The following is a 26076-nucleotide window of genomic DNA, read 5'->3' on the forward strand; positions in this document are numbered from 1 at the left end:
GGGTGGGGAGCTCACCAGCCGGCGACCGAGCCGTCCCCGGACGCCAGGAGGTTGGCGAGACTGGTGAAGATCGGCAATCCGGTCTTGATCTCGAGATAGGCGAACTGTCCCTGCGGGTTGATCTCGAGGAAGTAGTACTCACCGTCGAGGCCGACCCGCAGATCGAGCACGCCGAAACTCAGCCCCAGCGTGCCCATCAGCGTCGCCAGCGGTTTGCTGACGCTCGCGGGTAGCAGTGCGGGTGCGAAATCGACCGAGGTGTCCAGCCGGGAGTCCACCCGGCCGGCACCGGCCCGGGAATCGATGCGCACGGCCCACTCCTGCCCGTCCACCCACACGACTCGCAGATCGCATTCCGGGTCGATATAGCGCTGGAAGATGGTGGGCGCCCAGCGGATACCGGTGAGCCGGTCCAGCTCGGTAGCGGTGATCATCCGGGTCTCGGAGAATTCGGCGCGGGAGGTGCCCGTGCGTTTGAAAACGACACGCTCGCCGGAGGTTTCGATGAACTCACGGGCTGCGGCCGGATCGTTGGTGACCAAGGTCTCCGGGACAGCGCAGCCGGCTCGCCGCGCGGTGTCGAGTTGAACGATCTTGCGGTGGGCGATGCGATCGTTACCGGGATCGTTCACCCACTGGGCACCGAGCGACCACAGCAGTCCCTGGACGAAACCGTCGCATTCGGCCTGCCGGTAGGCGTCGTCGTCGGCGCGGACGCCGGACGGCACCGAGGCCGGGTGGGGCCGCCGCCACCAGACCGACCGGACCTCGTCCAGTCCGTCCAGTCCGGCCAGTGACCGCTGCACGCCCGCCTCGTCCAGCCGGAAACTGCCCGGTTCGCGCGGGAAATCGCGCAGATCCAGTCGTAGCGGCACGATCGCGTGCTGTTCCCGCAGAGTCGCCTCCATGGCGGCGGCGTGCAGATCGTCGGATTCGGAGACGATGAGGATCGCCGCGGTCTCCCGGGTGCTCATCGCGCCCGCCGCTCAGTCGAAACTGTCGGTGTGGATACCGTCGTCGCTGGTGTTGTGCGACCTGGTTTGCGCGCAGGTGAACGTCGCCGGGAACTCGGGGGTGTCGGGCAGGTCGAGGTGCTGGGCCCAGGATTCGGTGAGCAGCTGGAGCTGGAGGTCACCGAACGCCTCCGAAGGTGGTGCGGCCAGCGTCAGCGGCCGCTCGGCGACGTCGATGCGCAGGCGACGGGTGAAATCGGCGGTGCTGCCGGGGCGTATCTCGACGCGGACCCGGTGACCGGGGCCTCGGTCACCGAGCGGCCGGAGGGCGAGTACGTCGTCGCGGCGGAAGGCCCACGTCCCGTCGGACACCCGGACGCGGATCTCGCGATCGGACTCGCCGGCCAGCACACCCGTGAGGACGGCGACCGCACCGCATTCGGGTGTGCCGAGGAGGTGGAGGGTATCGGTCATCTGAAATTCTCCGATCTTGCTCGCACTGTGCCACGCCCCGAGCGCGTCCGGATCATATCGCCGTACGGCCGCTTCAGCGGCCGATATCGCTGTATTTGCCCTGTTCGGATACCTGATCTTGTTTCCGGAAAATTTCCTGTGGTGGAATATTTCCGGGATCCGGTCGGTGGCCGGTCGCCGGAAAAATATCTGCGATACCGGCCCGCCGGCGATCAGAGTCCGAGAAGTTCCGAATTCGTCGCCAGCTCGCGGAAGCGACCGCCGGGATCGGGGAGCAACCGGCGAGCGTCCAGATCCAGCAGCCCGCCGACCACCGCGACCTCGGCCGAGAGGGTGCCGTCGGTGCGGATCATCTCCTGCCGGATCCGGTAGGTTTTCCCGCTGCCCCATTCGAATTCGCAGGTGACCCGGAAATCGTCGCCGCCGCGCAGTTCGCGCCGGTACTTGATCGTGCTCTCCAGGACCACCGGTCCCACCCGCGCGGCCACCAGTTTGTCCGCCTGCAGACCTGCCGCCAGCAGGAACTCCCAGCGGGCGTGTTCGGCGTATTGCAGGTAGACGGCTTGGTTGACATGGCCTTGGACATCGAGTTCGTAACCGCGCACGGTGACGGGGACGGAGAAGGTCATAGCGATGCGAACCCGCGGGGCCGCCCGGTTGTTCCCCGTTCAGCCGCGTTGCGCGGCACGTTCCTGCCACCAGTGGGGCGCGTCGACGAAGTGGTTGTCGTATTCGTCCTGGGCGGCCGCGAGCTCGTCCAGGGTGGCCTCGCCGCGGGCGATGCGCTCGAGCAGCCGGAAGTAGCCGAAGCGCTGGACGCCGGGCATGAGAGCGATCAGGACGCGGGCGCCGCTGTCCGGTGTCGCGCCGAAGGCGTGAGTGGTTCGCTTCGGCACGACGGCGGTGCCGCCCGCGCCGACGGTGACGAAGCGGTCGCCGGTCATGAGTTGCAGTTCGCCCTCGGCGACGTAGAAGAGCTCGTCGGAGAGCGTGTGGAAATGCGGTGCCGCGCCGTCGGCGCCGCGCTCCATGGTGACCTCCAGGGTGCTCACCGAGCCGTGGGCCTGCTCGGCGTCGATGAGCAGGCGCATGGTGACCGATTCGGTACGCAGCGTCTCGGCGTCGCCGGACTGCCGGATGGCGAGAGGGTGCGGGGTGGTGTTCACGATGACTCCCAGGTAATTCGGTGCCGAATAATTCGTTACCGAACTATATGCCGGCGAATAGACTCTTGTCCATGTCCGAACTCGAATCAGATGCGATCGATGCCATCGAACGGCAATGGCGACGGGAACGTCCCGACCTGGATCTGGCGGCGATGGTGATCTTCGGCCGCCTCGGCCGGCTCGCGGTCGTCGCCGAACGGGAGATCGAGGCAGTGTTCCTCGCGCGCGGGCTCAGGCGGGGGGAATTCGATGTGCTGGCTGCACTGCGGCGGGCGGGTGAACCCTTCGAGCTCAAACCCTCCGCGCTCGCGGACACTCTCATGCTGTCACGCGCGGGTATGACCGGGCGGCTGGACCGCCTCGAATCGGCGGGTTATGTGCGGCGGATCGCCGACGCGGGCGACCGGCGCGCGGTGCGGGTCGCATTGACCGATACGGGCCGTGAACTCGTCGATCTCGTGGTCACCGAGCACACCGCCAACGAAACGCGCATGCTGGCGGCGCTCACCGCGGCCGAACGCCGGGATCTGGACCGGATCGCCGGGAAGCTGCTCGCCGCACTGGAATCCGGGAGTTGACCCACCGGGGAGTGTGGGCGCGGTGCGGTGCGCTCAGGGGCGCCGGCGCACCGAGGCCTCGACGAGATCCAGTACGGCGGTGAGGTTTTCGTTGGTGTGCCCCGAGGCTATCCGGGCGATCAGCCCGTCGAGCACCAGGTCGAGATAGCCCAGCAGGACATCGGTGGGCACATCGTCACGCAGCGCTCCGGCCGCTTTACGGCGCTCCAGGCGGGCCAGCGTGGCCGCGGTGAGCTCGGCCGACCGCTGCGTCCAGCCGGCCCGGAACTCCGGGTCGGTGCGTAACCTCCGGGCGATCTCGAGCCGGGTGCCCAGCCAGTTGTACTCCTGTGGATCGGCGAGCATATCCCGCATCACCTGCACGAGACCCTGATTGGCGGCCACATCCGCCATCCGCTCGGCATCCTCCTGCGCGAGAGCGAAGAAGAGAGCGTCCTTGTCCCGGAAATGATGGAAGATCGCGCCGCGGGAGAGGCCGATGGCGTCTTCCAGGCGCCGCACCGTGGCGCCGTCGTACCCGAACTCGGCGAAACAGCGCCGGGCGCCGTCGAGTATCTGTGTGCGCCGGGCGGCCAGATGATCGTCGCTGACCTTGGGCATCGTTCTCCTTCAACGGATATACGAACCCCGCGCGGCGGAACACCGCGCGGGGCCATCAGATTACGAGCGAACGAACAAGTGACCTGCCGGCACTCTCGTAATCCCGCGGGAGCCAGTCCTACGAGTGACGTTCGTACCCGCCCTGTCGTCGCATACCCGGCGCGAATACGATTCCCGGGTACGCGACGACAGGATCTCGGGGGCGCGAACACGCGCCGCCGGAGGAGGCGCCGTCGAGCACAGCGTGATCAGGACCTGATCATGTTCCGCAGGACATACTGCAGGATTCCGCCGTTGCGGTAATAATCGGCCTCACCGGGGGTGTCGATGCGGACCACCGCGTCGAACTCGATCGTCGAGCCGTCGTCCTTGGTCGCGGTCACGTGGACCGTGGACGGCGTCGTACCCGAGTTGAGCTCTTCGATACCGGTGATGTCGAAGACCTCGGTACCGGTCAGGCCCAGCGACCCGGCCGATTCACCCTGCGGGAACTGCAGCGGGATCACGCCCATGCCGATCAGATTCGAACGGTGGATGCGCTCGAACGATTCGACGATCACGGCCCGCACGCCCAGCAGACGGGTGCCCTTGGCGGCCCAGTCGCGCGAGGAGCCGGAACCGTATTCCTTTCCGCCCAGCACGACCAGCGGGATACCGGCCTTCTGGTAGTTCTGCGAGGCGTCGTAGATGAACGCCTGCGGAGCACCGTCCTGGGTGAAGTCGCGGGTGTAACCGCCCGAGACATCGTCGAGGAGCTGGTTGCGCAACCGGATGTTGGCGAAGGTGCCGCGGATCATCACCTCGTGGTTACCGCGCCGCGAGCCCAGCGAGTTGTAGTCCTTGCGCGCGACACCGTGCGAGTCGAGGTAATCGGCGGCCGGGGTGCCCGGCTTGATCGCACCGGCGGGGGAGATGTGGTCGGTGGTGACCGAATCGCCCAGCAGCGCCAGCACGCGCGCGCCCGTGATATCGGTGACCGCCTCCGGCTCCATGCCCATACCGTCGAAGTAGGGCGCCTTGCGGACGTAGGTGGAGTCGTCGCTCCACTCGAAGGTGTTGCCCTCCGGGGTGGGCAGGCTGCGCCACCGCTCGTCGCCCTTGAAGACATCGGCGTAGGACTTGGTGAACATCTCCTGGTTGATCGCCGACTTGATGGTGTCGTCGATTTCCTGGGCCGAGGGCCAGATGTCCCTCAGGAAAACCGGGTTGCCCTGGGTGTCCTTGCCCAGCGCGTCGTTCTCGAAATCGAAGTCCATGGTGCCCGCGAGCGCGTAGGCGATGACCAGCGGCGGCGAGGCCAGGTAGTTCATCTTCACGTCGGGGGAGATGCGACCCTCGAAGTTGCGGTTACCCGACAGCACCGCGGTGACGGTGAGGTCGTTGTCGTTGACCGCCTTGGAGATCTCCTCGGGCAGCGGACCGGTATTGCCGATGCAGGTGGTGCAGCCGTAACCGCCCAGGTAGAAGCCGAGCTTCTCCAGGTAGGGCCACAGGCCGGCCTTCTCGTAGTAGTCGGTGACGACCTGCGAGCCCGGGGCCATGTTGGTCTTCACCCACGGCTTGCTGGACAGGCCCTTCTCCACCGCGTTACGGGCGAGCAGCGCCGCACCGATCATGACCGACGGGTTGGAGGTGTTGGTGCAGGAGGTGATGCCCGCGACCGCGACCGCGCCGTGGTCCAGGATGAACTCACCGCGTTCCTCGGAGACGACCCGTACCGGCTTGGACGGCCGGCCCTGGGAGTTGATCGCCGCGGACTGCACATCGACGGCGCCGTCGTCGGCGAAGGACAGGCTGGCCGGATCCGAGGCCGGGAACGATTCCTCGACCGCCTCGTCCAGCTGGGAATGCGGTGTCGGGTGCTGATCCTCCACATAGTTGTGGATGTCCTTGCGGAACGCGATCTTCGACTCGTCCAGCGCGATACGGTCCTGCGGGCGCTTCGGGCCGGCGATGGAGGGCACCACGGTGCTCAGATCCAGCTCGAGGTACTCGGAGTAGACGGGTTCGGCGGCCGGATCGTGCCACATACCCTGTTCCTTGGCGTAGGCCTCGACGAGCGCCAGCTGCTCGTCGGTCCGGCCGGTGAGGCGCAGGTAGTTGACGGTCTCCTCGTCGATCGGGAAGATCGCCGCGGTCGAGCCGAACTCGGGGCTCATATTGCCCAGGGTGGCGCGGTTGGCCAGCGGGACCTCGGCCACGCCCCGGCCGTAGAACTCGACGAATTTGCCGACCACACCGTGCTTGCGCAGCATATCGGTGACAGTGAGCACCACGTCGGTGGCGGTGACGCCGGGCTTGATCTCACCGGTGAGCTTGAAGCCCACCACGCGCGGGATCAGCATGGAGACCGGCTGGCCCAGCATGGCGGCCTCGGCCTCGATACCGCCGACGCCCCAACCCAGCACACCCAGACCGTTGACCATGGTGGTGTGTGAGTCGGTGCCGACGCAGGTGTCGGGGTAGGCCTGCCCGTTGCGGACCATGACGGTGCGCGCCAGGTACTCGATATTGACCTGGTGCACGATGCCGGTGCCCGGGGGGACGACCTTGAAATCGTCGAACGCGCCCTGGCCCCAGCGCAGGAACTGGTAGCGCTCACCGTTGCGCTCGTATTCGAGCTCGACATTGCGCTCGAAGGCGTCGGCGCGGCCGAAGACATCGAGGATGAGTGAGTGGTCGATCACCATCTCGGCGGGGGAGAGCGGATTGACCTTCTCCGGGTCGCCGCCGAGGGCGGAAACGGCCTCGCGCATGGTGGCCAGGTCGACCACACAGGGCACGCCGGTGAAGTCCTGCATCACCACACGGGCCGGGGTGAACTGGATCTCGATACTGGGCTGGGCGCTGGGATCCCAGTCCGCCAGGGCGCGGATATGGTCGGCGGTGATGTTCGCGCCGTCCTCGGTGCGCAGCAGATTCTCGGCGAGGACTTTCAGTGCGTACGGGAGTTTCTCGGTGCCGGGTACGGCCGAGAGCCGGAAGATCTCGTAGGAGTTGCTTCCGACCTCGAGGTTGCCCTTGGCGCCGAAAGTATCGATACTTTTCGTCACGTCAGCTCCACTTGTCGGGTGTGCGGACGCCGTCGGCGGGGCTGTGCCGGCGGCGGTACGTCTCTGGCATGAGGTGCCGGCCCGGGAAGGCGCCGGTTCCCCGCGGTTCCCAACCCTAACAGTACGCTTGTCCTGTGAAAATTTCGGGCCGCCACGGCGAATCGGTTTCCCGGCGCGCCGCCCGCCGGGCGTGGCGGGAGTAGGGCGCCTTCCATTCGTCGCGTAACCTCCTCTCGAGCTGGTCCGAGTCAGCCGGGTGGTGCCGACGGGTACTCCCGCGATTCGTGCCCAGTACGGATTCCCCGTCGCGTCCTGAGACGATGCGGCTCGACCAGACCGGATGGAAGATGACCGTCACCCACACCTCGGCCTTCTCCCTGAGGGCCACCAAGCTCCCGGACGGGTTCGATTCGAAGGCCATGGCAGAGGTCCGGGCCGATCTCGCAGACAACGGCGTGGCCACCCCCGAGGGCGATGATCAGAGCGAACTGGCCGCGATCGTGGCCGATGCCCGGGCGAAGGGTATCGATCTGAGCATCGTGGTGCTCGACGGAAATCCGGGCCACGATTCGGAATTGCGCGATCTGGCGACAGAGGTCGCCGGTTTCCAGCACGGCACCGTGGCTGTGTTCAGTGACGACTGGATCGGCACGACCAGCGATTCGATCAGCCGGGTGCGGCTGGAATGGGCCGAGGACAAGTCCAAGTTCACCGGCGGCAAGTCCGAGCAGGCGGCCCAGACGCTGGCGCACCGCCTGGAGCAGACGCCCACGGTGGGCTGGACCGAGATCACGATCGTCCTCCTGGCCGGGCTGGTGCTCGCCATCGGTGGACTGCACTGGGTCAAATCCCGCCGTGCGGCCGACGCGCATCCCGAAATCGCCGAAGACCCGGCGCTCGAACCCGCCGCGCGCTAGATTTCGCGCATTCCTTCGGCCACCCGGTCGCGTGAACGCCTGTGCCGATCGCCCGGCCGCTCCGGCGCCGCCGACCTCGTCGCGTGGCGCCGGAGCGGGCGCCGGTGATGTTCACGGCGCGGCCGTGGAGGTTTCGGCACCCGCCACAGCGGGCAACATGCCGTATCGGTACGTATGGTCGAACAGGAACGGGTGACGGCGTCGGCCGTGACACCGGATGCTCGATCGGCACCACCGGGTGATCTTCGCGAATGCGGCGAATTTCCCGACAGTGGAGCCGGTTGCGGCATATACGGCCATCACCTGGAATAGTTGTGACAGCACGCACAGGACCAAGGCGAAAGCGGGGATGTTGGTGACTTCGACGGACGGTGTCAGCGGGGCAGATTTGGCGAAGGAACCGCCGACGCCTGCTCCGAGCGCTCTCGAGCGTGACGTCCAGACCCTGGAAAAGGCGATCTACGAGGTCAAGCGGGTCATCGTCGGGCAGGACCGGCTGGTCGAACGGCTGCTGGTCGGCGTTCTGGCCAAGGGGCACGTGCTGCTGGAGGGTGTCCCCGGTATCGCCAAGACGCTCGCGGTCGAGACCTTCGCCAAAGTGGTGGGCGGTTCGTTCTCCCGTGTCCAGTTCACTCCCGACCTGGTCCCGACCGACCTCGTCGGTACGCGTATCTACCGGCAGGGCCGCGAGGAATTCGATACCGAACTCGGCCCCGTGGTCGCGAACTTCGTCCTCGCCGACGAGATCAACCGCGCCCCGGCCAAGGTGCAGTCGGCACTGCTCGAGGTGATGGCCGAACGGCATGTGTCGATCGGTGGCAAGACCTACCCGATGCCCGATCCGTTCCTGGTGATGGCCACCCAGAACCCGATCGAGAGCGAGGGCGTGTATCCGCTGCCGGAAGCGCAGCGCGACCGCTTCCTGTTCAAGGTCGTCGTCGACTACCCCTCGGTCGAGGAGGAGCGCGAGATCATCTACCGGATGGGTGTCACCCCGCCGGAACCGAGCCGGATCCTGGAACCGGCGGAACTGATCCGTCTCCAGAAACTGGCCGCGAACACTTTCGTCCACCACGCGCTGGTCGACTATGTGGTCCGGGTGATCTCCGCGACCCGCGTCCCGGCCGAGTTCGGTATGCACGATGTGGCGAACTGGGTGTCCTACGGCGCTTCGCCGCGCGCCAGCCTCGGCATCATCGCCGCTGCCCGCGCCGTCGCGCTGATCCGCGGCCGCGACTACGTGGTCCCGCAGGACGTCATCGAGGTCATCCCCGATGTGCTGCGGCACCGGCTCGTCCTGTCCTACGACGCGCTCGCCGACGAGATCAGCCCCGAGGATGTGATCCAGCGGGTGCTGCAGACCGTCGGTCTGCCGCAGGTCGCTCCGCAGGCCGTGGCGCCCGGCGGCGCCCCGCCCGTCGCGGAGAACGGCAACCGGCCGCCCGCACCGCCGCAGCAGGCTCCGGCGCCCCAGGTACCGCAGACCGCCGGCACGAACCAGCCCCAGTGACCCGGCCGGACCCCCGCGCCCGAGACACCGTGCCCGACCCGCACGCCCCGCCGTCGTTCCGTTCCGGTGAACTCACCGATCCGCATCTGACGGCTGCGCTGAAAACGCTGGAACTCACCGTGCGCCGCCGCCTCGACGGCGTCCTGCACGGGGACCATCTGGGCCTCATTCCCGGTCCCGGTTCGGAGCCGGGGGAGGCGCGCGCCTATCAGCCCGGTGACGATGTGCGTCAGATGGACTGGTCGGTCACCGCGCGGACGACCCATCCGCATGTCCGGCAGATGATCGCCGATCGCGAACTGGAGACCTGGATGGTGGTGGACCTGTCCGCCAGCCTGGACTTCGGCACCGCGGCCTGCCAGAAACGAGATCTGGCCGTGGCCGCGGCGGCCGCGATCACCCATCTGACCATGGGCGGCGGAAACCGGGTCGGCGCCGTGGTCGCCACCGGTGAGCAGATGCAGCGGATCCCCGCCCGCAGCGGCCGAGTGCACGCGCAGTCGCTGCTGCGCAGTATCGCCACCACACCGCATCCGCGTGACGGGGTGCGCGGCGATCTGCGCGGCGCCATCGAATCGCTGCGCCGGCCCCAGCGCAAACGCGGCCTCGCGGTCGTCATCAGCGATTTCCTGGGTGATATCGATTGGCAGCGGTCGCTGCGGGCCATCTCGGCGCGTCACGATCTGCTGGCCGTCGAAGTCTTGGACCCCCGCGATACGGCCTTACCGGATATCGGCGACGTGGTGCTGCACGACCCGGAGACCGGACGTACGCGCGAGTTCACCGTCACCCCGCAATTGCGCGCCGATTTCGCCGCCGCCGCGCAGCGGCATCGCGACGAGGTCGAACAGACCCTGCGCGGTTGCGGCGCTCCGGTGCTCACCCTCCAGACCGACCGGGACTGGATCGCCGATGTGGTCCGGTTCGTCTCCACTCGGCGCCACAGCCTCGGCGCCTCGACCCCGCGGGTGCCACGCCAGTGAGTATTTCGAATTTCACCGCACCGATCTGGCTCGGATTTCTTGCTGTCATCGTCCTGCTGGCACTCGGCTATCTGCTGGTGCAGCGCAGCAAGCATCGCCATATGTTGCGGTTCAGCAATATGGAGCAGCTCGAGAAGGTCGCTCCCAACCGGCCCAGTTTCTGGCGCCACGTGCCCATCGTGCTCGTGATCGTCGGGATGGTGTTCGCCACGATCGGTGCGGCCGGACCGACCGCGGAGAAGAAGGTGCCCCGCAACCGGGCGACCGTGGTGCTGGTGATGGACGTATCGCTGTCCATGGAGGCCACCGATGTATCGCCCAACCGGCTGCAGGTTGCCCAGGAAGCGGCCAAGAACTTCGCCGACGGGCTCACCCCGGGCATCAACCTCGGTCTGGTGACCTATGCCGGTACCGCGTCGGTGCTGGTCTCGCCGACCACCGACCGGGGTTCGGTGAAGGCCGCCATCGACAACATCAAACTCGCCGAGCGGACGGCCACCGGTGAGGGCATTCTGACCGCGCTCCAGTCGGTGGAAACCCTCGCTTCGGTACTGGGTGGTTCGGAGACACCGCCGCCTGCCCGGATCGTCCTGATGTCCGACGGTAAACAGACCGTGCCCGATTTCGAGGATGTGGACAATCCGCGCCACGAATTCGTGGCCGCGCGGCTGGCGAAGACCAAGAAGATCCCGGTTTCGACCATCTCCTTCGGCACGAAGTGGGGAACGGTCGACATTCCTCGCGAAGACGGCGGTACCGACCGGGTGAAGGTCGAAGTCGACGACGAAGCGATGCAGGAGATCGCGAATCTGTCGGGTGGCGACTTCTACAGTGCCGCGACGCTGCAGGAACTGTCGAAGGTCTACGACACCCTGGAAGAGCAGATCGGATACGAGACGACGCGGGGTGACGCCAGTCGGCCCTGGTGGTTGCTGGGACTGCTGTCGACATTCGTCGGGATCGTCGTGGCCCTGGTGCTCCGGCAGCGGCTGCCTTGACGTAAAACCCTTGGCACGTTCCGTTTTCGGGATGTTAGAGTCGCCCGGTGGGTGTCGTAGGGGCGACACCCCTCAGGGAGGGGTTCTGATGCGTGTACTGATGTTCGCTGCTGCGATGGCCTTGGGTCTGTTCGCTGTTCTGCCGATGCCCACGCCGCCGGCTTCGGCATCGGTCCCGTGCGACCGGGATGCGTGCCTGTGGAGCGGCGACAACTTCACAGGTGAAGCTCAGGTGGCGGTCCACACCGATTCGGCGGAGAACTATTGCCTGAATTTGAGTTTTCCGGCCAGATCGGTAGCCAACCGGGTCGGTCGGGAGGTCCTGTTGAGTTCGAATCCGTGTGGGAGTGGTCCGACCCCGCACGAATATCGGTATGTGGGCAACGGTGAGGATGTGCCGTCACTCGGGTTCGAGGCACGTTCGATCTCGTGGTGTCCTTCCTGCTGACCCGGTTCTCGTCGTGAAGCACTCCGGGCCGGCGTCGTCGAGTACGACGCCGGCCCGGAGTTTTGTATGCCCCGCTTTGTGTGGGATGTACAAACATGCACCGGAAATATCGGCCGACGTCCCATGTGAACGGGCACGGGGCCGCCGGGTAGGTTTGTCCCCATGTCGAACTTCACAGCACGCTCGGTCTTGGTGACCGGCGGTAACCGCGGAATCGGGCTCGCGGTGGCGCAGCGTCTGCACGCCGACGGTCACAAGGTGGCCGTCACCCATCGCGGTTCGGGTGCCCCCGAGGGTCTTCTCGGGGTGAAATGCGATGTCACCGACAGTGATTCGGTGGACCGCGCGTTCGCCGAGGTGGAGGCCGCACAGGGGCCGGTGGAGGTGCTGGTCGCCAATGCCGGTATCACCGACGACACACTTCTCATGCGGATGACCGAAGACCAGTTCACCAAGGTGGTCGACGCGAACCTGGCCGGTGCCTTCCGGTGCGCCAAGCGGGCCAATCGCGCCATGCTGCGCGCCCGGTGGGGCCGGATGATCTTCCTCGGTTCGGTCGTGGGGTTCTCCGGGCAGGCCGGTCAGATCAACTACGCGGCCTCGAAGGCCGGGGTTGTGGGTCTGGCGCGTTCGATCACCCGGGAGCTCGGCTCGCGCTCGATCACCGCCAACGTCGTCGCGCCCGGTTTCATCGAAACCGATATGACCAAGGATCTGCCCGAGGATATGCGGGATATGGCGAAGAAATTCATCCCGCTGCAGCGCCTCGGTCAGGCCGAGGACGTGGCTGCGGTGGTCAGTTTTCTCGCGTCGCCGGATTCGGCCTACGTCTCGGGTGCGGTGATCCCGGTCGACGGTGGTATGGGTATGGGGCACTGACCGGCCCACGATTCGTTCAGCACTGATCCGAAGCCGCGCCGGAACGGGGCGCCCGGCCGGCACATCGACCGAGCGCGGCGAGATAACGACCTCACACTCAGGGAGAACCGAGAACTCATGGGCGGATTGCTCGAAGGCAAGACGATCCTCGTCACCGGCATCATCACCGATGCCTCCATCGCGTTCCACGCGGCGGCGATCGCGCAGAAGGAAGGGGCCAAGGTGATCATCACCGGCCTCACCGAGCGGCTGCGGCTGATCGACCGGATCGCCAAGCGGCTGCCCGAGGAGGTACCGCCGGCCATCGGGCTCGACGTGACCAACGACGAGGACCTGCGCAAACTGCCGGACGAGATCCGCCGCCTCGCTCCCGAGGGCATCGACGGTGTGCTGCATTCGATCGCTTTCGCCCCCAAGACCCTCATGGGTCCCGACGCACTGCCGTTCCTGGACGGCCCCAGTGCGGACGCGGCGAAATCGTTCGAGATCTCGGCGTGGAGCTACGCGGCGCTGGCGCGCGCGGTGCTGCCCGTCATGAACGAGCGCGGCTCCATCGTCGGAATGGATTTCGATCCCCGGACGGCCATGCCGTTCTACAACTGGATGGGTGTGGCCAAGGCCGCGCTCGAATCGGTGAACCGCTACGTGGCGCGTGAGGTCGGCTACGCGAAGCAGATCCGGTCCAACCTGATCGCCGCGGGCCCGGTCAAGACACTGGCCGCCAAGGCGATCGCCGGTACCGCCACCGACGACGCGAAACAGCTCAAGCAGCTGGACACCTACTGGGACGGCGCGTCGCCGATCGGCTGGGACGGCGGCGCCGAGGTGGTCGGAAAATCGATCGTCGCGCTGCTGTCGGACTGGCTGCCCGCGACCACCGGTTCGATCATCTATGTCGACGGCGGCGCCAGCCACAACACGTGGTTCCCCGAGAACATGCCGCTGGACTGACCGAAACGACCGAGGAGGAGACACCGTGGCCCGCGCGGCCGACGCACTGCTGCTGCTGTCCTTCGGCGGTCCGGAAGGACCCGACGATGTGCTGCCGTTCCTGGAGAACGTGACCCGCGGGCGCGGTGTCCCGCCGGAACGGCTGGCCGAGGTCGCGCAGCACTATCTGCACTTCGGTGGAGTGTCGCCGATCAACGCCCTCAACCGCGACATCATCGCCGCGGTACAACGGGAGTTGTCGGCGGCGGGGACGGAACTGCCGGTATATTTCGGCAACCGCAACTGGCATCCGATGGTGGAGGACACCCTGGCTCGGATGACCGCCGACGGAGTCCGTTCGGCGCTCGTGTTCCCGACGTCGGCCTGGGGCGGGTATTCCGGCTGCCGACAATACGACGAGGACATCGCGCGCGCCCGCGCGGCCGTCGGTCCGGATGCCCCGGAACTGGTGAAACTGCGCCAGTACTTCGATCATCCGCTGCTCGTCGCCGCCTTCGCCGACGGTATACGGGCGGCGCGGGAAACCCTGCCCACCGAGCGCCGGGATACCGCCCGGCTGGTCTTCACCGCGCATTCGGTGCCGGTGAGCGCCGACGCCGCGGCCGGGCCGCCGGCCGACGGTGGCCGGCTCTACAGCCGACAGGTCGCCGAAGCCGCCCGGTTATGTGCCGCCGCAACAGGTTTCGACGATTACGATGTGGTCTGGCAGTCGCGGTCGGGTCCGCCGCAGATCCCGTGGCTGGAGCCGGATATCGTCGATCATCTGGAAGTGCTGGCGGACAAGGGATTCGAGTCGGTGATCGTCTGCCCGGTCGGATTCGTCTCCGATCATCTCGAGGTGATCTGGGATCTGGACAACGAGGCGGCGGAGAAGGCCGCCGAACTCGGTGTGTCCTTCGCGCGGGCGGCGACCCCTGGCACCGATCCTCGGTTCGCCGAATTGGTGGTCGAGCTGATCGGTGAGCACCTGGGCGCGGTGACGCCCCGGCGTCTCGGTGCCGTGCCCGGTTACGGGTGCACGATCGACGGTGCACCCTGTGCCGTCGACTGTTGCGCGCCACCGCGGCGCCCGGGCGGTCGGTGAGCCGACCGCACCGTCGGCAGATATCGGCCGGTCGCGGCGGATCTACTCGGCCCGACGGCCGACGATGGGACGGACAGCCCGGCCTGCCGCCCCACCCACGCCGACCACGCCCAGCTGACCGTCACCGGCCCCGAAGCCCTGCTCGCCGCCCTCATCCTGGAACCGGAACGTGCCGACGAAATCCTCGACCACCCCGAGGTCACCAGTACCGGTGATACCGGTGCGCTCCACGAACTCGCCCAGGTCATCGACACCTTCGACCCGAACTTCAACCTCTCCACCCCGTGAGCGGACCCGCGGGAGTATCTGCCCCCTGTCGATGCTCGGCGCGAGACCGGTCGTGGGCATGGCGGCGGACCGGCTGTCCTTCGGAGCCGAGGTCGTGCCCGTCGGCGGGTCGGTCAGTAGTCGAGACCATGCTCCGGTTGACAGACGAGCATGGGTGACGGCAGATAGCGGACTACGGCATCCAGGAGCGGAGCGATATCGTCGCCGCCGGGCGCAGCGTCGCACAGTATCGGTACGGCCTCACCGAGACGGGTGACGCGGCGGATACGGTCGTGCAACTGTTCGACCGGGATCTGTCCCGGTCCGGTGGTGGTGTCCGAGTCCACGCCGTCCGGTGCCGTAACCGCGGCCACGAGGTCGCGGTACCTCTGCTCGGCGACTGCCCAGCGGCTTCCGTAGAATTCGGTTCCCAGCGGTTCGAGTGCCCACATCGGAACCAGATCGATGACACCGTCGAAATCGGGGCCGATACCGAGGGGCAGGTGCAGGATCAGTGGCCGTGCTCCGCGAATATCGGCGACGGCGCGCACGCTACGGTCGAAGTCTGCCCCGGGCCGGTCGAGTCCGGTCACCAGGCACAACCGCGCGACCTGATGGTCGTCGGCCACCCGCAGGATCGTCTCCAGTCGGTGGGCGCTCCGCACGGCGGCGTTCAGGACCACGACCAGGCCGTCGGTCACCCGGATGCAACGTTCGAGGTCCGCGGTGGGCGCGTGCGCGGACAGTTCGCCGATGCGGATCGTGTGATCGACGCGCCCGCTCATCCGGTGGACGGTGGCGACCGGGCCGGACCCGGCCGCGGCGCTACCACGGAGCAGATGCCGGGCGACCCGTGTCGTCTCGGCGGGCTCCCCGACGATCGTGATATTCCGGATCGACTGCGGGTCGACGGCTCTGGTACCCATCGTGGTTCACGGTACCGCCGCCGATACCTCGATGGCGGCGGAATCCGCTCGAAATTGGAACGTGTTCCCATCCCGAAATAGAACGTGTTCCTATAGTGTCGGGACTGTGCAGAAGGAACAACGCCCTGCGGTGCCGGACTGGTTCACCACGGACGACGGCACGCCGCGTCTGGTGGGAAGCCGCTGCGACGTGTGCGGCACACCATATTTCCCGCGGAACACACTGGCCTGTCGCAACCCGCAGTGTGCAAGTCCGAAAGACGGTTCGGAACTGTCCGAATACCTGTTCTCCACACGGGGCCGGATCTGGTCCTACGCGGATGCCCGGTACAAACCGCCCCCGCCTTATGTCTCACCCGATCCGTTCGAGCCGTATGTCGTCGCGGCGGTCGAGCTCGAGGTCGAGCAGATGGTGATTCTCGGGCAGGTCGTGCGCGGCCTCACGGTGGACGACCTGGCCGTCGGGATGCCGGTGGAACTTGCCATCGGTGTGCTGTACACGGACGAAGAAGCCGATCACACGGTGTGGATGTGGAGGCCGGTCGATGACCGACAGGATTGATCGCGATATCGCAGTCCTCGGCGCGGGCATGCACCCGTGGGGCAAATGGGGACGCAACTTCGTCGAATACGGACTGGTCGCGGCCCGCGCGGCGTTGGCGGACGCGGGTGTGGACCATCGCGACGTGGGCTACATCGCCGGCGCGGACACGATCCGCAACGGGTATCCCGGATTCGTCTCCGGTGCGACGTTCGCCCAGGCATTGGGCTGGTCGGGGGCGCGGATCTCGAGCAGCTACGCCGCCTGCGCCTCCGGTGCGCAGGCCATCGCCAACGCCCGCGCCCAGATCCTGGCCGGGTTGACCGATGTGGCGCTGGTGATCGGCGCGGATGCCGCCCCGAAGGGCTTCTTCCAGCCGGTCGGCGGTGAACGCCGCGACGATCCGGACTGGTTGCGCTTCCACCTGCTCGGCGCCACCAACCCCATCTATTTCGCGCTCTACGCCCGCCGCCGGATGGCGCTGCACGGCGCCACGCTCGCGGACTTCGCTGCGGTGAAGGTGAAGAACGCCGAGCACGGACTCAACAATCCGTACGCCCGGTACCGCAAAGCGGTCTCGGCCGAGGAAGTCGCGGCCTCGGCCGTTGTCGCGGATCCGCTACGACTGCTCGACATCTGCGCGACCAGTGACGGCGGCGCGGCACTGGTACTGACCTCGGTGGAGTACGCCCACCGCCATGGAATCAGCGATCCGGTCCGGATCCGGGCACTCTCCACCGTCACCCCCACCTTCCCCAAAACCGTCCTCGACCTGCCCGATTTCGCGACGGACTCGGCTGTAGCGGTGGAACCCCCGCCGCAGACGTTCCGTTCCGCCATCGCACAGGCCGCGTACGAGGAAGCCGGACTCGGGCCCGCGGATCTGTCCTTCGCGGAGGTCTACGATCTCTCCACCGCGCTGGAGTTGGACTGGTACGAGGATATCGGTCTCTGCGAAACGGGCGGTGCCGAGGAACTACTGCGCAGCGGTGCGACCGCGCTCGGCGGACGGATACCTGTGAATCCCAGCGGCGGGCTGGCCTGCTTCGGTGAGGCGATCCCCGCGCAGGCGATCGCCCAGGTCTGCGAGCTCACCTGGCAGTTGCGCGGACAGGCCGACGGCCGCCAGGTGGCGAACGCCCGGGCCGGTATCGCGGTCAACCAGGGTCTCTTCGGACACGGTTCGGCGATCATCGCTGCCCGCTGAACCTCGCTTCTCCCGGTCGCGGGTCCGCGGCCGGGAGCCGGGATCCGTCGCGGAACGACAAGTGCCCAGGCCGGAGCGGTAGCGGATTTCGGTTGTCCTCTCCGCGGGACCGGCTATGCGAGCCGATCGGCTCGCCTGCCCTCCGGTTCAGCGCGATTGCGGTGCGGCGGTGTGCACCGCGACGAGGCGGGCCGCGCGGATGGCATCCCAGAGGGGGCGCAGCAGGGTCTCGTGTGTGGTGGCGGCGCTGGCCGAGGTCGGCGCGGACGCTGGCTCGTGCTGGGCAACCGTGAGGATCGCGGCCACATGATCGGCGGAATCGAGAATGCGTTTGGCGCGCAACGGGACGTAGTCGGGATAAGTGTGCCGGGAGTAGTCGGCGAGTTCGGCCTCGATGAGTTCGCGCGGGTCGGCGTCTCCGCCGCCGAGCCCGGTGGTGTGCAGGCGCATGAGCGCGTCGGCCGCGTCCCGGACGGCTTCGCGCATCGCGTATTCGGCCTCCCCGAGCGACATATCGGGCCCGGTATCGCGTGGCATCGGCACGCTGTAGACGGTCCACTGCAGAGTGCTCTCGTCCACTTCGCGGGGAATGAGCCCGGTCCCTTCGGCCCCCGGGACCCCCAGCAGAATTCCCTCGCCGGATTCCACCGCGTCGGCCGCGAACGCGGTACCGGTCGGCAGGCCGCGGACATCGCCGGGCACCGGCAGCACCAGGCGTAGTTCCGCGCCGGGAACGGCGAGTTCCTCGCGAATCAGCTTGAGCAGCGGCATGACTCCCGTGCTGCCCGGCTCGGCGTGCGCCGACCACGGCAGGTCGGTACGGCCGCCGGTGACCGGATCTCCGGCCGCGAGAGTATGGCGCGGCGCCCAGGCGTGCAGCGCCTCGAGCACATCGTCGGGCGCGCTGCTACCCGCGAGCCACGATCCGGCCCACAGTGTGAGGGTGGCACTGGGAGAGCACATAATCATCGAGCATAAAGGGTGTCGGCAGCCGGCGGGCAGCCTCTGCGCACGCTGTTTCCGGCCGTTAGAATGGTTCGCCCGGTTCGGTCACGAAGTCGATCAGACGTTCCACCGCGCCGAGGAGCGGAGCCTCCAGATCGCGGAACGAGTTCACCGCCGAGTACACCCGGCGCCAGCCCTCCTGCGGTGTGCCCCAGCCGAGCCGCCGGCACACTCCGGTCTTCCAGTCTTCACCGCGCGGTACCCGCGGCCATTCCGGGATGCCCAGGACCGCCGGTTTCACCGCCTGCCAGACGTCGATATACGGATGCCCGGTGACCAGCACATACGCACCCAGTCCGGTGGTGAGCTGGGTCTCTTTGGATCCGGTGACCAGATGATCGACCAGAACGCCGACCTTCTTCCCCGGTCCGGGTCCGAAATCGGTGAGCCGGGCGGCCAGATTGTCCAGACCCTCCAGATGTTCGACCACCACTCCCTCGACCCGTAGATCGTGGCCCCAGACCCGCTCCACCAGCGCGGCGTCGTGCACACCTTCCACCCAGATCCGGCTGGGTGCCGCGACTTTCGCGCGCAGGCCCTCGACCCGGGTGGATCCCGACGCGGATCGGGTGGGCCGGGCGGGCGCCGGTGTGTTCGGCCGCACCAGCGTGACCGGTTCGCCGTCGATGAGGAACGCCGCCTCCCGGAGTGCGAAGAGCCGGACCGCGCCGCGCGCGTCCTCGAGTTTCACGAAATCACCGTCGTAGCTGCGGTCGAATCCGACCACGGCGCCGCAGAACCCGCTCGCGGCGTCCTCGACCACGAGGTCGGGGTCGGCGTCCACCCTGGGGACGGTGCGCCGGGCGGTGTGCGGGTGGCCGGAGAAGATATCGCCGTATCGATCGCTCACCGGGCCGAACGTAGCGCACTCCCGGCCCCCGGCGCTGCTCCGGCGGCAGGGTGTTGCCGGTCCGCCCCCGGGATGTGCGGTATCGCACTAAGGTGGGCTGTGTGGCCGCAATTGTCTGGTTGGTCGCCGGCATACTGCTGGCGGCAGCCGAGATGTTCGTCGGTGAACTGACTCTGCTGATGCTCGGTTCCGCCGCACTCCTCACCGCCGGGGTGAGTTTTCTCGCCGATACGGCGCCTGTCGTGGACGCGGTGGTGTTCGCGGTATCGGCGGTGGTGCTGCTGCTGGGTGTGCGCCCTGTGTTGTTGCGCCGCTACGGTACTCCGCCGCCCACGCTGACCAATGCCGACGCGCTTCCCGGTAAGACCGCTCGGGTGCTGGAACCGGTGGGTGAACACGGCGGTCTGGTGAAACTGGGCGGTGAGGTGTGGACCGCGCGTGCCCTGGATCCGGGTGAGGAGTACCCGGAGGGCGCGACCGTGTACGTGATGAAGATCGACGGCGCGACCGCCGTCGTCTGGAAAGGGCCGTAATGGCTGCACTGATAATCGTCCTGGCACTGGTACTGCTGGTGGCGGTGGTGGTGTTCAAATCGATCGCGCTGGTACCGCAGGCCGAGGCGGCGGTGATCGAACGGCTGGGCCGGTACTCCCGGACGGTATCGGGACAGTTGACCTTCCTGGTCCCGTTCGTCGACCGGATCCGGGCCAAGGTCGATCTCCGGGAACGGGTGGTCTCCTTCCCGCCCCAGCCGGTGATCACCCAGGACAATCTGACCCTGCAGATCGACTCGGTGGTGTACTTCCAGGTCATGCAGCCGCAGTCGGCGGTCTACGAGATCTCCAACTACATCGCCGCGGTCGAGCAGCTGACCGTCACCACCCTGCGCAATGTGGTCGGTGGAATGACCCTCGAGGAGACGCTGACCTCCCGCGACCAGATCAACAACCAGCTGCGCGGCGTCCTCGACGAAGCCACCGGCCGCTGGGGGCTGCGGGTGGCGCGGGTGGAGCTCAAATCCATCGATCCGCCGCCGTCGATCCAGGAATCGATGGAGAAGCAGATGAAGGCCGATCGCGAGAAGCGGGCCATGATCCTCACCGCCGAGGGCACCCGCGAATCGCAGATCAAAACGGCCGAGGGCGCCAAACAGGCGCAGATCCTCTCGGCGGAGGGTGCGAAACAGTCCGCGATCCTGTCGGCGGAGGGCGAGCGGCAGAGCCGGATCCTGCGTGCCCAGGGCGAACGGGCCGCCTCCTATCTGCAGGCCCAGGGGCAGGCCAAGGCTATCGAGAAGGTGTTCGCCGCGATCAAATCCGGTAAGCCGACCCCCGAACTGCTGGCTTACCAGTACATGCAGACCCTGCCCATGGTGGCGCGCGGGGACGCGAACAAGGTGTGGCTGGTACCCAGCGATTTCGGCAAGGCGCTGGAGGGTTTCGCGAAGAACTTCGCGACCCAGGGCGAAGACGGGGTGTTCCGATACGAGCCGCCTGCCGATGCCGAGGTTCCCGGAAAACCGGACGACGATTCCGAAGAGGTGGCCGACTGGTTCGATACCAGTACCGATCCCGCGGTCGAACGGGCGGTCCGGGCCGCGGAATCGGTCGCGCGGACTCCTGTGGACACCGCCGCGCCGGTGACGACCGCGAAACCCGACCGGCCCGCGCCGCCGCCGGCCCTGCCGCAACACTCCGCGCCCCAGCCGGGAATCGCGCCGCAGCAGCCCGGTGTCCCGCCGCAGCAGCCCGGTGTCCCGCCGCAGCACCCCCAGCAGTCTCCGGGGCAGCAGTATCCGCCCGAGCAGCCGTCGGGGCGGTAACTCCACGCCCGTCATCCCGGCTCGACGGCGGCTTCGCCGAACCGCGCGCGCCCGGCCGGTACGTGGGTAATAATCGGAACCCAGTGCCGGACAAGCGCATCGGGGGATCGTGAGGACACGTCGTGCCGTTCTGCGGGGGGCTGTGCTCGCCCCGCTGCTCACGGCCTGCTCACCCGATGTACTGCTCGGCGATCGTGATGTGGTGCGCATCGCGGTCGCCTGGAGTGGCCTGGAGCTGACCGCCTTCCGTGCGGTGCTGGAGGCCGCCGCGCTGCCGGAACCGGTCGAAGTGGTGCCCCTCGGCGACGAGATCGGCACGGCACTGACGGCGCTGGGCCGATCGGCCCCGGATATCGTCATGCTCCCGCAGGCAGGCCGGGTCCGGGATCTCGTGGCGGCCGGGCGGCTGCGGGAGGTGCCCGGCGACCTGTGGGCGGGCCCGGGCGGGCCGCGGTACGCCGACCAGTGGCGGCAGCTCTGCCACGATCGCGGCCACCTGTACGGCGTGCCGTTCAAGGCCAGCGGCAAATCGCTGATCTGGTACGACCGGGAGGCGTTCGCCGGTTCCGGGCTGGGCGACCCGGCAATATGGACAGTGGACGATTGGCTGGCCGGTGTCCGCGAAGCGGCGGGCTCGGACCGGCGGCTGCTCGCGCTCGGTGCCGCCGACGGCTGGGTGCTGACCGACCTGTTCGAGAATCTGCTGCTGGCCGAGTCGCCGGAGGTGTACCGCGCGCTGGGCACCGGCCCCCGCGATTGGGATGTCGCGGCGGTCCACGAGACCTTTCGCCGGTTGGGTGGTTTGTGGGGTATTCGCGACGGCCTGTCCGGTGGGGTCGGTACGGCTTTGACAAGGCAGTTCGCTGATTCGGTCCGGGATGTCTTCGATCATCGGCGTGCGTTCGCGGTCGCGGCGCCGGATTTCGCCGAACCGGTGGTGCGGGATGCGCTGCGGCGATCGGGCCGCGCCGGGGACGCCGCCGCCGTCGTGCCGTTCCCCGGTACCGGACCCGGCGCGGCGGGCCCGCGGATCGTGGGCGGCGATGTCATGGTGCTGACCCGTGCGGCGGGCCCACGGGCCGAGTCGGTGGTGGCCGGCCTGGCGGCCGAACAGGTACCGGTGCCGTGGATCGAGGAGACGGGCGGGTTCCTCGGACCCAATCTCGGTACCCGGGCGAAATATTCGCAGTGGGCGGCACCGACTGCCGCGGCCTTGGCGGACTGGCCGGATTTCGATCTCTCCGACCGGATCGGCGCGGTCGGTGGCCGCGACGGACTGTGGCGGGTCCTCACCGAATTCCTGATCACCGTGGGCGACAGGGGCGGTGACGTCGCCACCGCGACCCGGACCGCCGTCACGACCCTCAGCCGCTTCGAAAGAGGTTGGAGATGACCACGGCGCCACCGGAATTCGAAGCACACGGGCTGCGGGTGGAGCTGCCCGTCGGGCCGATGCGCGGACCACTGGTGTCCGGGCGCCCGCCCCAGCGGGGGATCACCCTGGTCGCGTGCCTGCCCGCGGTGCTGCTGCTGACCCTGCTGCTGGTGCCCGCCGGCGCGACCGTGGTCCTGGCCGTCCGGACACGGTTGTGGCCGGTCGTGGGATGCGTGGCGGCGGCCGTGGCGTTCGTGGCGGCGCTGGAGGTCGCCCGCCGCGGTGCCGACCGGCGGCTGTGGGCGGTTCCGGCGGTGGTCGCGGTGGTCGCCCTCGCAGCCCTGTACTGGTCGGACGAATCGTATGCGCGCAGTCTGTACTGGATGGCATTCGCGGCGGCGCTGCTGGTCGCGGCGATGCTGCTGGCCTGGTGGACCCGGCACAGCCGCGGCCTGTGGCTGCCGCTGATCGTGCCGTTCGGGATCTCGGCGATCGTCTCGGGTGTCGCGTTCCGCCTGATCTTCCAGTACTCCGGTGCCCGGCTCGGCTTCGACGGTTTCCCGGGGTACCGGGCCTGGTTCGTGGTGATGCTCGGCTCGGCCTTCCTCTGGACCTGGCTCGGGTTCCTGATCGGGGTGTTCCGGGCCGGTATCCGGGCGCTGGAACGCGATCCGGTGCGATGGACGCTGCTCCGGGAAAAACCCGGGATCACCCTGGTGTGGCGGCTTTTCACGCTGCAACGGCCGATAGTCCTGGTGGCCGGGCTCGTGGTGGGAGTGGCCGCGGCCCGGGTCTTCGATGTGGTCCTCATCGGTGTTCCGGGGTCGGTCCAGTACCAGGTGGACAGTGCCACCGTGTCGTGGTGGCGACTGGCGACCGATCCGGCGACCGCGGGTGATGCGGCCGCGTACGCTCTTCCGCTGGCCGCCCTGCTCGGGGTGGTGGCGTGGGCACTGCAAACCGATATCCGGGATCGTCGCACCGGGTTCCCGCCGGCCGAACATCCCGGCGACGGGCCGGTGGCGCCCGCGGGGGGCCCGCTCGCCGGTTGGGCACGGGGCGCGGTGATCGGGGCGATATCGTTGGCCGCGGTGATACCGCTGGTGGTGCTCGCGGTGGTGGCGCTGCGCGGCCCGGACGGCTGGTCGGCGGACGCGTTCACCGACGTCTGGCGCGACCGGTGGCTGTTGCATTCGGTGGAGGCCACGTTCTGGGTGGCGGTACTGGCCACGATCATCGTGGTGGCGGCCGCGGCGCCGCTGGCCTATCGGCTCGCGGTGGCCCCGGCCGGGTGGCCGACGCGGACACTCGTCAGCACCCTCGTAGTGCTCGCGGTACTACCGGTCCAGGCGTATCTGGGTCCGCTGGACATGTTCATCGACGATCACGGCCTGTCCGGGACCCGGGTGCCGCTCGTGCTCGTGCACGCGGCCGCCGGGTTGCCGATCGCGGTGTTGATCCTGCGCGGGGCGGTGGCCGCACCGCCCGGCAGCCCGGCCGCCGACGCACTGCGCGGACTGGCCGCGCCGGGCACGATCAGCCGCCGCTTGCTCGATTCGGCGGGTCCGGCGCTGGTCGCGGTGGCGGTGCTCGAATTCGTGCAGGTATGGAACGATTTCATCGTCGGGCTGCTGATCAGCGGCGCGGGTGCCTCGCCGTGGTCACTGCTGCTGTGGGGGGAGGCTCGGCAGTTCGGTGAGAATGCCGCTCAGCTCGCCGCCGGGGCGCTCATCGCGGCACTGCTACCGGTGGCGCTGGTCCTGGCGACCTGGCGGCGCTGGATCGTGCCCGGGCTGACCGGCGGGGTGCTGCGATGAGGGAACCACTGCCACGGGCCCCGGTCGTCTCGGGGGTGCTCAGCGGACTATCGGTGCTGGCGTCGGCGCTACTGCTGGAGCTGGGCCGGAATCTGGTGATGAACTCGTTCGGCGACAGCGCGGAGGTGCAATTACTGGCTTCCGGTCTGCGCTGGCTGGCGGTGCTGCTCGTGCTGCTCGCGCTGCTCTACACCGGGTACCGGATGACTGCCGAACAGCGGGACCGGCGTCGGTTGGAGCGGCGCCGGAACCTGCTGGCCGACCTGGACGGACCACCGCTCACCGGGCCGTCGACCCCGCGTCCGCATCCGGCGCCGCCGGTCCCCGATCGTGCGCTCGACGGTGATCCGGTCGCGGCCGCGCTCCGCGACCTGCCGGTCACCGAGTACGACGCGGCCACCGTGCACGCGGTCCTGACCGCGGTCGGAATGGAATTGGCGCTACCGCCGGAGGCGGGCGAACCACCGGCGGGCGACCAGCCGATCGTGCTGGGGGAGATCTGGACAGCGACCGGTCTGCTGGCCCGGCTGGTCGCCGACGGCGTGCTGGTCTGCCACGAACCGCAACGCTATCGGCTCGCGCGGTTCCCGGTGTCGCCCGGCCGTGTCGGGGTAACCGCCGGACCCGTGTGGCAGGCTGCCCTTTTCGCCCTGCTGAGTCACAGCGCCGACCGTGCGACCAGCTGGGCCATCGGATGCACCACCGTGCCCTTCGGGCCGCGGGCCCGGCGCTGGTTCGCGGTGGCCGAACCGCGGTTGCGGGCGCTGATCCATCAGTGCTGCCGCGGCGATATCGCCACCGCGGTGCCCCCGGCCACGGCCGCCCAGCTGGTGCGTATCGGTGACGCACTCGATATCTGGTACGCCGTCGGTCCGGCCGACGGCGCCGAAACTCGTTCGGTGGCGCGAGATCTCGCGGAACTCGGTCCGGCCACGCTCGGCGGTCACCACCGGGCGATCATGCTGCGCGCGGGGGCGACCCTGGGGCCGCAGGGACGGCGGTGGCGGCCGTGGTGGCGGCGTGCCACCGGGATCGGCGCGCGCGCCGAACACGCCGCCGGTCTCGCGCTGCTCCGCGCGGCGACGACCCCCGAGGCACTGGCCACCGCGGTGGATCGGTTGCGAACGGCCTGGTGGCGACTGCCGCGCGAGGATCTCGCCAATCAGGTCCGGGTGCTCACCGATCTCGCCGTGGCCCATATCCACCAGGGCAGGCTGGATGCCGCCCAGGACCGGCTGGAACTGGCGGCGCTGCGCGCGCTCGACGACGAGGACGCCGACGGATGGGCCCGGGTGCACGAGATCGCCGGCGCGGTGGCCTGGGCGCGCGGCGAACCCCGGGGTGCCCTGCGCTGCTGGCAGCGGGCACTGACCGTCTACCGGGATCTCGCCGACGACAACGGTATCGGGCGTTGCCTGCAACATCTCGGCGCCGCCGTGCTCGTCGCACCGGAGCACGGCGATCTGGTGCTCGACGAGGACGCCGCATCCGGTGTCGGCGAGGTGCTGCGCCGGGCGCACAGCTGGCTGGCCGAGGCAGGCCGGCGTAATCCCGATGCTGCCCAGGTCGGTCGCTACGCCGATCGGGCGGCGACGATCCGCGGTGTCGCCGAACCACCCGAATTCGCCCACTGGCCGCTCGAAGTGCGCGACACCGCCGATCGGTGACCGGC

25 protein-coding genes are annotated in these 26076 nt (G+C 68.3%); 16 read left to right on the plus strand and 9 right to left on the minus strand.

Annotation, left to right across the window (positions count from 1 at the left end; translation table 11 throughout):
• Positions 1–11: 11 nt before the first annotated feature.
• The 4 genes from ACWCPQ_RS00120 to ACWCPQ_RS00135 form a co-directional block, all read right to left on the minus strand.
• Positions 12–974 (minus strand): hypothetical protein, encoded by a 963-nt coding sequence (locus tag ACWCPQ_RS00120; protein ID WP_449893002.1) that lies wholly within the window; start codon positions 972–974, stop codon positions 12–14.
• A 12-nt stretch (positions 975–986) separates the two neighbouring features.
• Positions 987–1427: a hypothetical protein gene (locus tag ACWCPQ_RS00125; RefSeq protein WP_449893004.1), complete on the minus strand. Its 441-nt coding sequence runs from the start codon at positions 1425–1427 to the stop codon at positions 987–989.
• Positions 1428–1639: 212 nt separating this feature from the next.
• The gene (locus ACWCPQ_RS00130) at positions 1640–2056 is read right to left on the minus strand and encodes an acyl-CoA thioesterase (RefSeq protein ID WP_449893005.1); all 417 of its coding nucleotides are present in this window, start codon (positions 2054–2056) and stop codon (positions 1640–1642) included.
• Between the two features lie 39 nt (positions 2057–2095).
• Positions 2096–2518 carry a cupin domain-containing protein gene (locus ACWCPQ_RS00135; protein WP_449894338.1) on the minus strand — a complete coding sequence of 141 codons (423 nt, stop codon included), beginning with the start codon at positions 2516–2518 and terminating at the stop codon, positions 2096–2098.
• A gap of 146 nt (positions 2519–2664) precedes the next feature.
• Here ACWCPQ_RS00135 and ACWCPQ_RS00140 point away from each other — a divergent pair, with 146 nt between their 5' ends.
• Complete coding sequence (locus tag ACWCPQ_RS00140; RefSeq protein WP_449893008.1) at positions 2665–3171, plus strand: MarR family winged helix-turn-helix transcriptional regulator; 507 nt, start codon at positions 2665–2667, stop codon at positions 3169–3171.
• 33 nt (positions 3172–3204) lie between these two features.
• Here the strand turns inward: ACWCPQ_RS00140 and ACWCPQ_RS00145 are convergent, their stop codons facing one another.
• The gene (locus ACWCPQ_RS00145) at positions 3205–3771 is read right to left on the minus strand and encodes a TetR/AcrR family transcriptional regulator (RefSeq protein ID WP_449893010.1); all 567 of its coding nucleotides are present in this window, start codon (positions 3769–3771) and stop codon (positions 3205–3207) included.
• A 248-nt stretch (positions 3772–4019) separates the two neighbouring features.
• A complete protein-coding gene (gene acnA, locus ACWCPQ_RS00150) occupies positions 4020–6824 on the minus strand; it encodes an aconitate hydratase AcnA (RefSeq protein ID WP_449893012.1) in 2805 nt (934 codons plus the stop codon).
• Positions 6825–7171: 347 nt separating this feature from the next.
• On the opposite strand from acnA, the gene ACWCPQ_RS00155 reads away from it, so the two are divergent.
• The 8 genes from ACWCPQ_RS00155 to ACWCPQ_RS00190 all read left to right on the plus strand — a co-directional run bounded on the left by ACWCPQ_RS00155 (position 7172) and on the right by ACWCPQ_RS00190 (position 14882).
• The gene (locus ACWCPQ_RS00155) at positions 7172–7741 is read left to right on the plus strand and encodes an Rv1476 family membrane protein (RefSeq protein ID WP_449893014.1); all 570 of its coding nucleotides are present in this window, start codon (positions 7172–7174) and stop codon (positions 7739–7741) included.
• A 349-nt stretch (positions 7742–8090) separates the two neighbouring features.
• On the plus strand, positions 8091–9251 hold the full coding sequence (gene moxR1, locus ACWCPQ_RS00160) for a chaperone MoxR1 (RefSeq protein WP_449893017.1): 1161 nt from the start codon (positions 8091–8093) through the stop codon (positions 9249–9251).
• Positions 9252–9280: 29 nt separating this feature from the next.
• On the plus strand, positions 9281–10234 hold the full coding sequence (locus ACWCPQ_RS00165; protein ID WP_449893019.1) for a DUF58 domain-containing protein: 954 nt from the start codon (positions 9281–9283) through the stop codon (positions 10232–10234).
• Positions 10231–11232, plus strand: coding sequence for a VWA domain-containing protein (locus ACWCPQ_RS00170; protein WP_449893021.1), 1002 nt, complete (start codon positions 10231–10233; stop codon positions 11230–11232). Before ACWCPQ_RS00165 ends, ACWCPQ_RS00170 begins: the two co-directional genes overlap by 4 nt.
• 610 nt (positions 11233–11842) lie before the next feature.
• A complete protein-coding gene (gene fabG1 / locus ACWCPQ_RS00175) occupies positions 11843–12559 on the plus strand; it encodes a 3-oxoacyl-ACP reductase FabG1 (RefSeq protein ID WP_449893023.1) in 717 nt (238 codons plus the stop codon).
• A gap of 117 nt (positions 12560–12676) precedes the next feature.
• Positions 12677–13510: an NADH-dependent enoyl-ACP reductase InhA gene (gene inhA / locus ACWCPQ_RS00180; protein ID WP_449893026.1), complete on the plus strand. Its 834-nt coding sequence runs from the start codon at positions 12677–12679 to the stop codon at positions 13508–13510.
• 25 nt (positions 13511–13535) lie between these two features.
• Complete coding sequence (locus ACWCPQ_RS00185) at positions 13536–14594, plus strand: ferrochelatase (RefSeq protein WP_449893029.1); 1059 nt, start codon at positions 13536–13538, stop codon at positions 14592–14594.
• Between the two features lie 156 nt (positions 14595–14750).
• A complete protein-coding gene (locus ACWCPQ_RS00190; RefSeq protein ID WP_449894339.1) occupies positions 14751–14882 on the plus strand; it encodes an alkyl sulfatase C-terminal domain-containing protein in 132 nt (43 codons plus the stop codon).
• A 113-nt stretch (positions 14883–14995) separates the two neighbouring features.
• On the opposite strand, the gene ACWCPQ_RS00195 is transcribed toward ACWCPQ_RS00190, so the two are convergent.
• Entirely contained in the window at positions 14996–15787 is a 792-nt protein-coding gene (locus ACWCPQ_RS00195; protein WP_449893031.1) for a GTP-binding protein, read from the minus strand.
• A gap of 130 nt (positions 15788–15917) precedes the next feature.
• On the opposite strand from ACWCPQ_RS00195, the gene ACWCPQ_RS00200 reads away from it, so the two are divergent.
• Together ACWCPQ_RS00200 and ACWCPQ_RS00205 are read left to right on the plus strand one after the other, a co-directional pair.
• Positions 15918–16349 (plus strand): Zn-ribbon domain-containing OB-fold protein, encoded by a 432-nt coding sequence (locus ACWCPQ_RS00200; RefSeq protein WP_449893033.1) that lies wholly within the window; start codon positions 15918–15920, stop codon positions 16347–16349.
• Positions 16333–17535 carry a lipid-transfer protein gene (locus tag ACWCPQ_RS00205; RefSeq protein ID WP_449893035.1) on the plus strand — a complete coding sequence of 401 codons (1203 nt, stop codon included), beginning with the start codon at positions 16333–16335 and terminating at the stop codon, positions 17533–17535. The genes ACWCPQ_RS00200 and ACWCPQ_RS00205 overlap by 17 nt, the downstream gene beginning before the upstream one ends.
• Before the next feature lie 147 nt (positions 17536–17682).
• Here ACWCPQ_RS00205 and ACWCPQ_RS00210 read toward each other — a convergent pair whose 3' ends face one another.
• Together ACWCPQ_RS00210 and ACWCPQ_RS00215 are read right to left on the minus strand one after the other, a co-directional pair.
• The gene (locus ACWCPQ_RS00210) at positions 17683–18498 is read right to left on the minus strand and encodes a hypothetical protein (protein WP_449893037.1); all 816 of its coding nucleotides are present in this window, start codon (positions 18496–18498) and stop codon (positions 17683–17685) included.
• Between the two features lie 64 nt (positions 18499–18562).
• Positions 18563–19390: a DUF3097 domain-containing protein gene (locus ACWCPQ_RS00215; protein ID WP_449893039.1), complete on the minus strand. Its 828-nt coding sequence runs from the start codon at positions 19388–19390 to the stop codon at positions 18563–18565.
• A 101-nt stretch (positions 19391–19491) separates the two neighbouring features.
• Between ACWCPQ_RS00215 and ACWCPQ_RS00220 the strand changes: the two genes are divergently transcribed.
• The 5 genes from ACWCPQ_RS00220 to ACWCPQ_RS00240 all read left to right on the plus strand — a co-directional run bounded on the left by ACWCPQ_RS00220 (position 19492) and on the right by ACWCPQ_RS00240 (position 26071).
• Positions 19492–19923 (plus strand): NfeD family protein, encoded by a 432-nt coding sequence (locus ACWCPQ_RS00220; RefSeq protein WP_449893042.1) that lies wholly within the window; start codon positions 19492–19494, stop codon positions 19921–19923.
• A complete protein-coding gene (locus ACWCPQ_RS00225) occupies positions 19923–21212 on the plus strand; it encodes an SPFH domain-containing protein (RefSeq protein ID WP_449893044.1) in 1290 nt (429 codons plus the stop codon). The genes ACWCPQ_RS00220 and ACWCPQ_RS00225 overlap by 1 nt, the downstream gene beginning before the upstream one ends.
• Before the next feature lie 109 nt (positions 21213–21321).
• A complete protein-coding gene (locus ACWCPQ_RS00230; RefSeq protein WP_449893046.1) occupies positions 21322–22605 on the plus strand; it encodes an ABC transporter substrate-binding protein in 1284 nt (427 codons plus the stop codon).
• Positions 22602–24404 (plus strand): hypothetical protein, encoded by a 1803-nt coding sequence (locus ACWCPQ_RS00235; RefSeq protein WP_449893048.1) that lies wholly within the window; start codon positions 22602–22604, stop codon positions 24402–24404. Before ACWCPQ_RS00230 ends, ACWCPQ_RS00235 begins: the two co-directional genes overlap by 4 nt.
• The gene (locus tag ACWCPQ_RS00240) at positions 24401–26071 is read left to right on the plus strand and encodes a hypothetical protein (protein ID WP_449893050.1); all 1671 of its coding nucleotides are present in this window, start codon (positions 24401–24403) and stop codon (positions 26069–26071) included. The genes ACWCPQ_RS00235 and ACWCPQ_RS00240 overlap by 4 nt, the downstream gene beginning before the upstream one ends.
• The last annotated feature ends 5 nt before the right edge of the window (positions 26072–26076 follow it).

Source organism: Nocardia sp. NPDC001965, assembly GCF_053594175.1.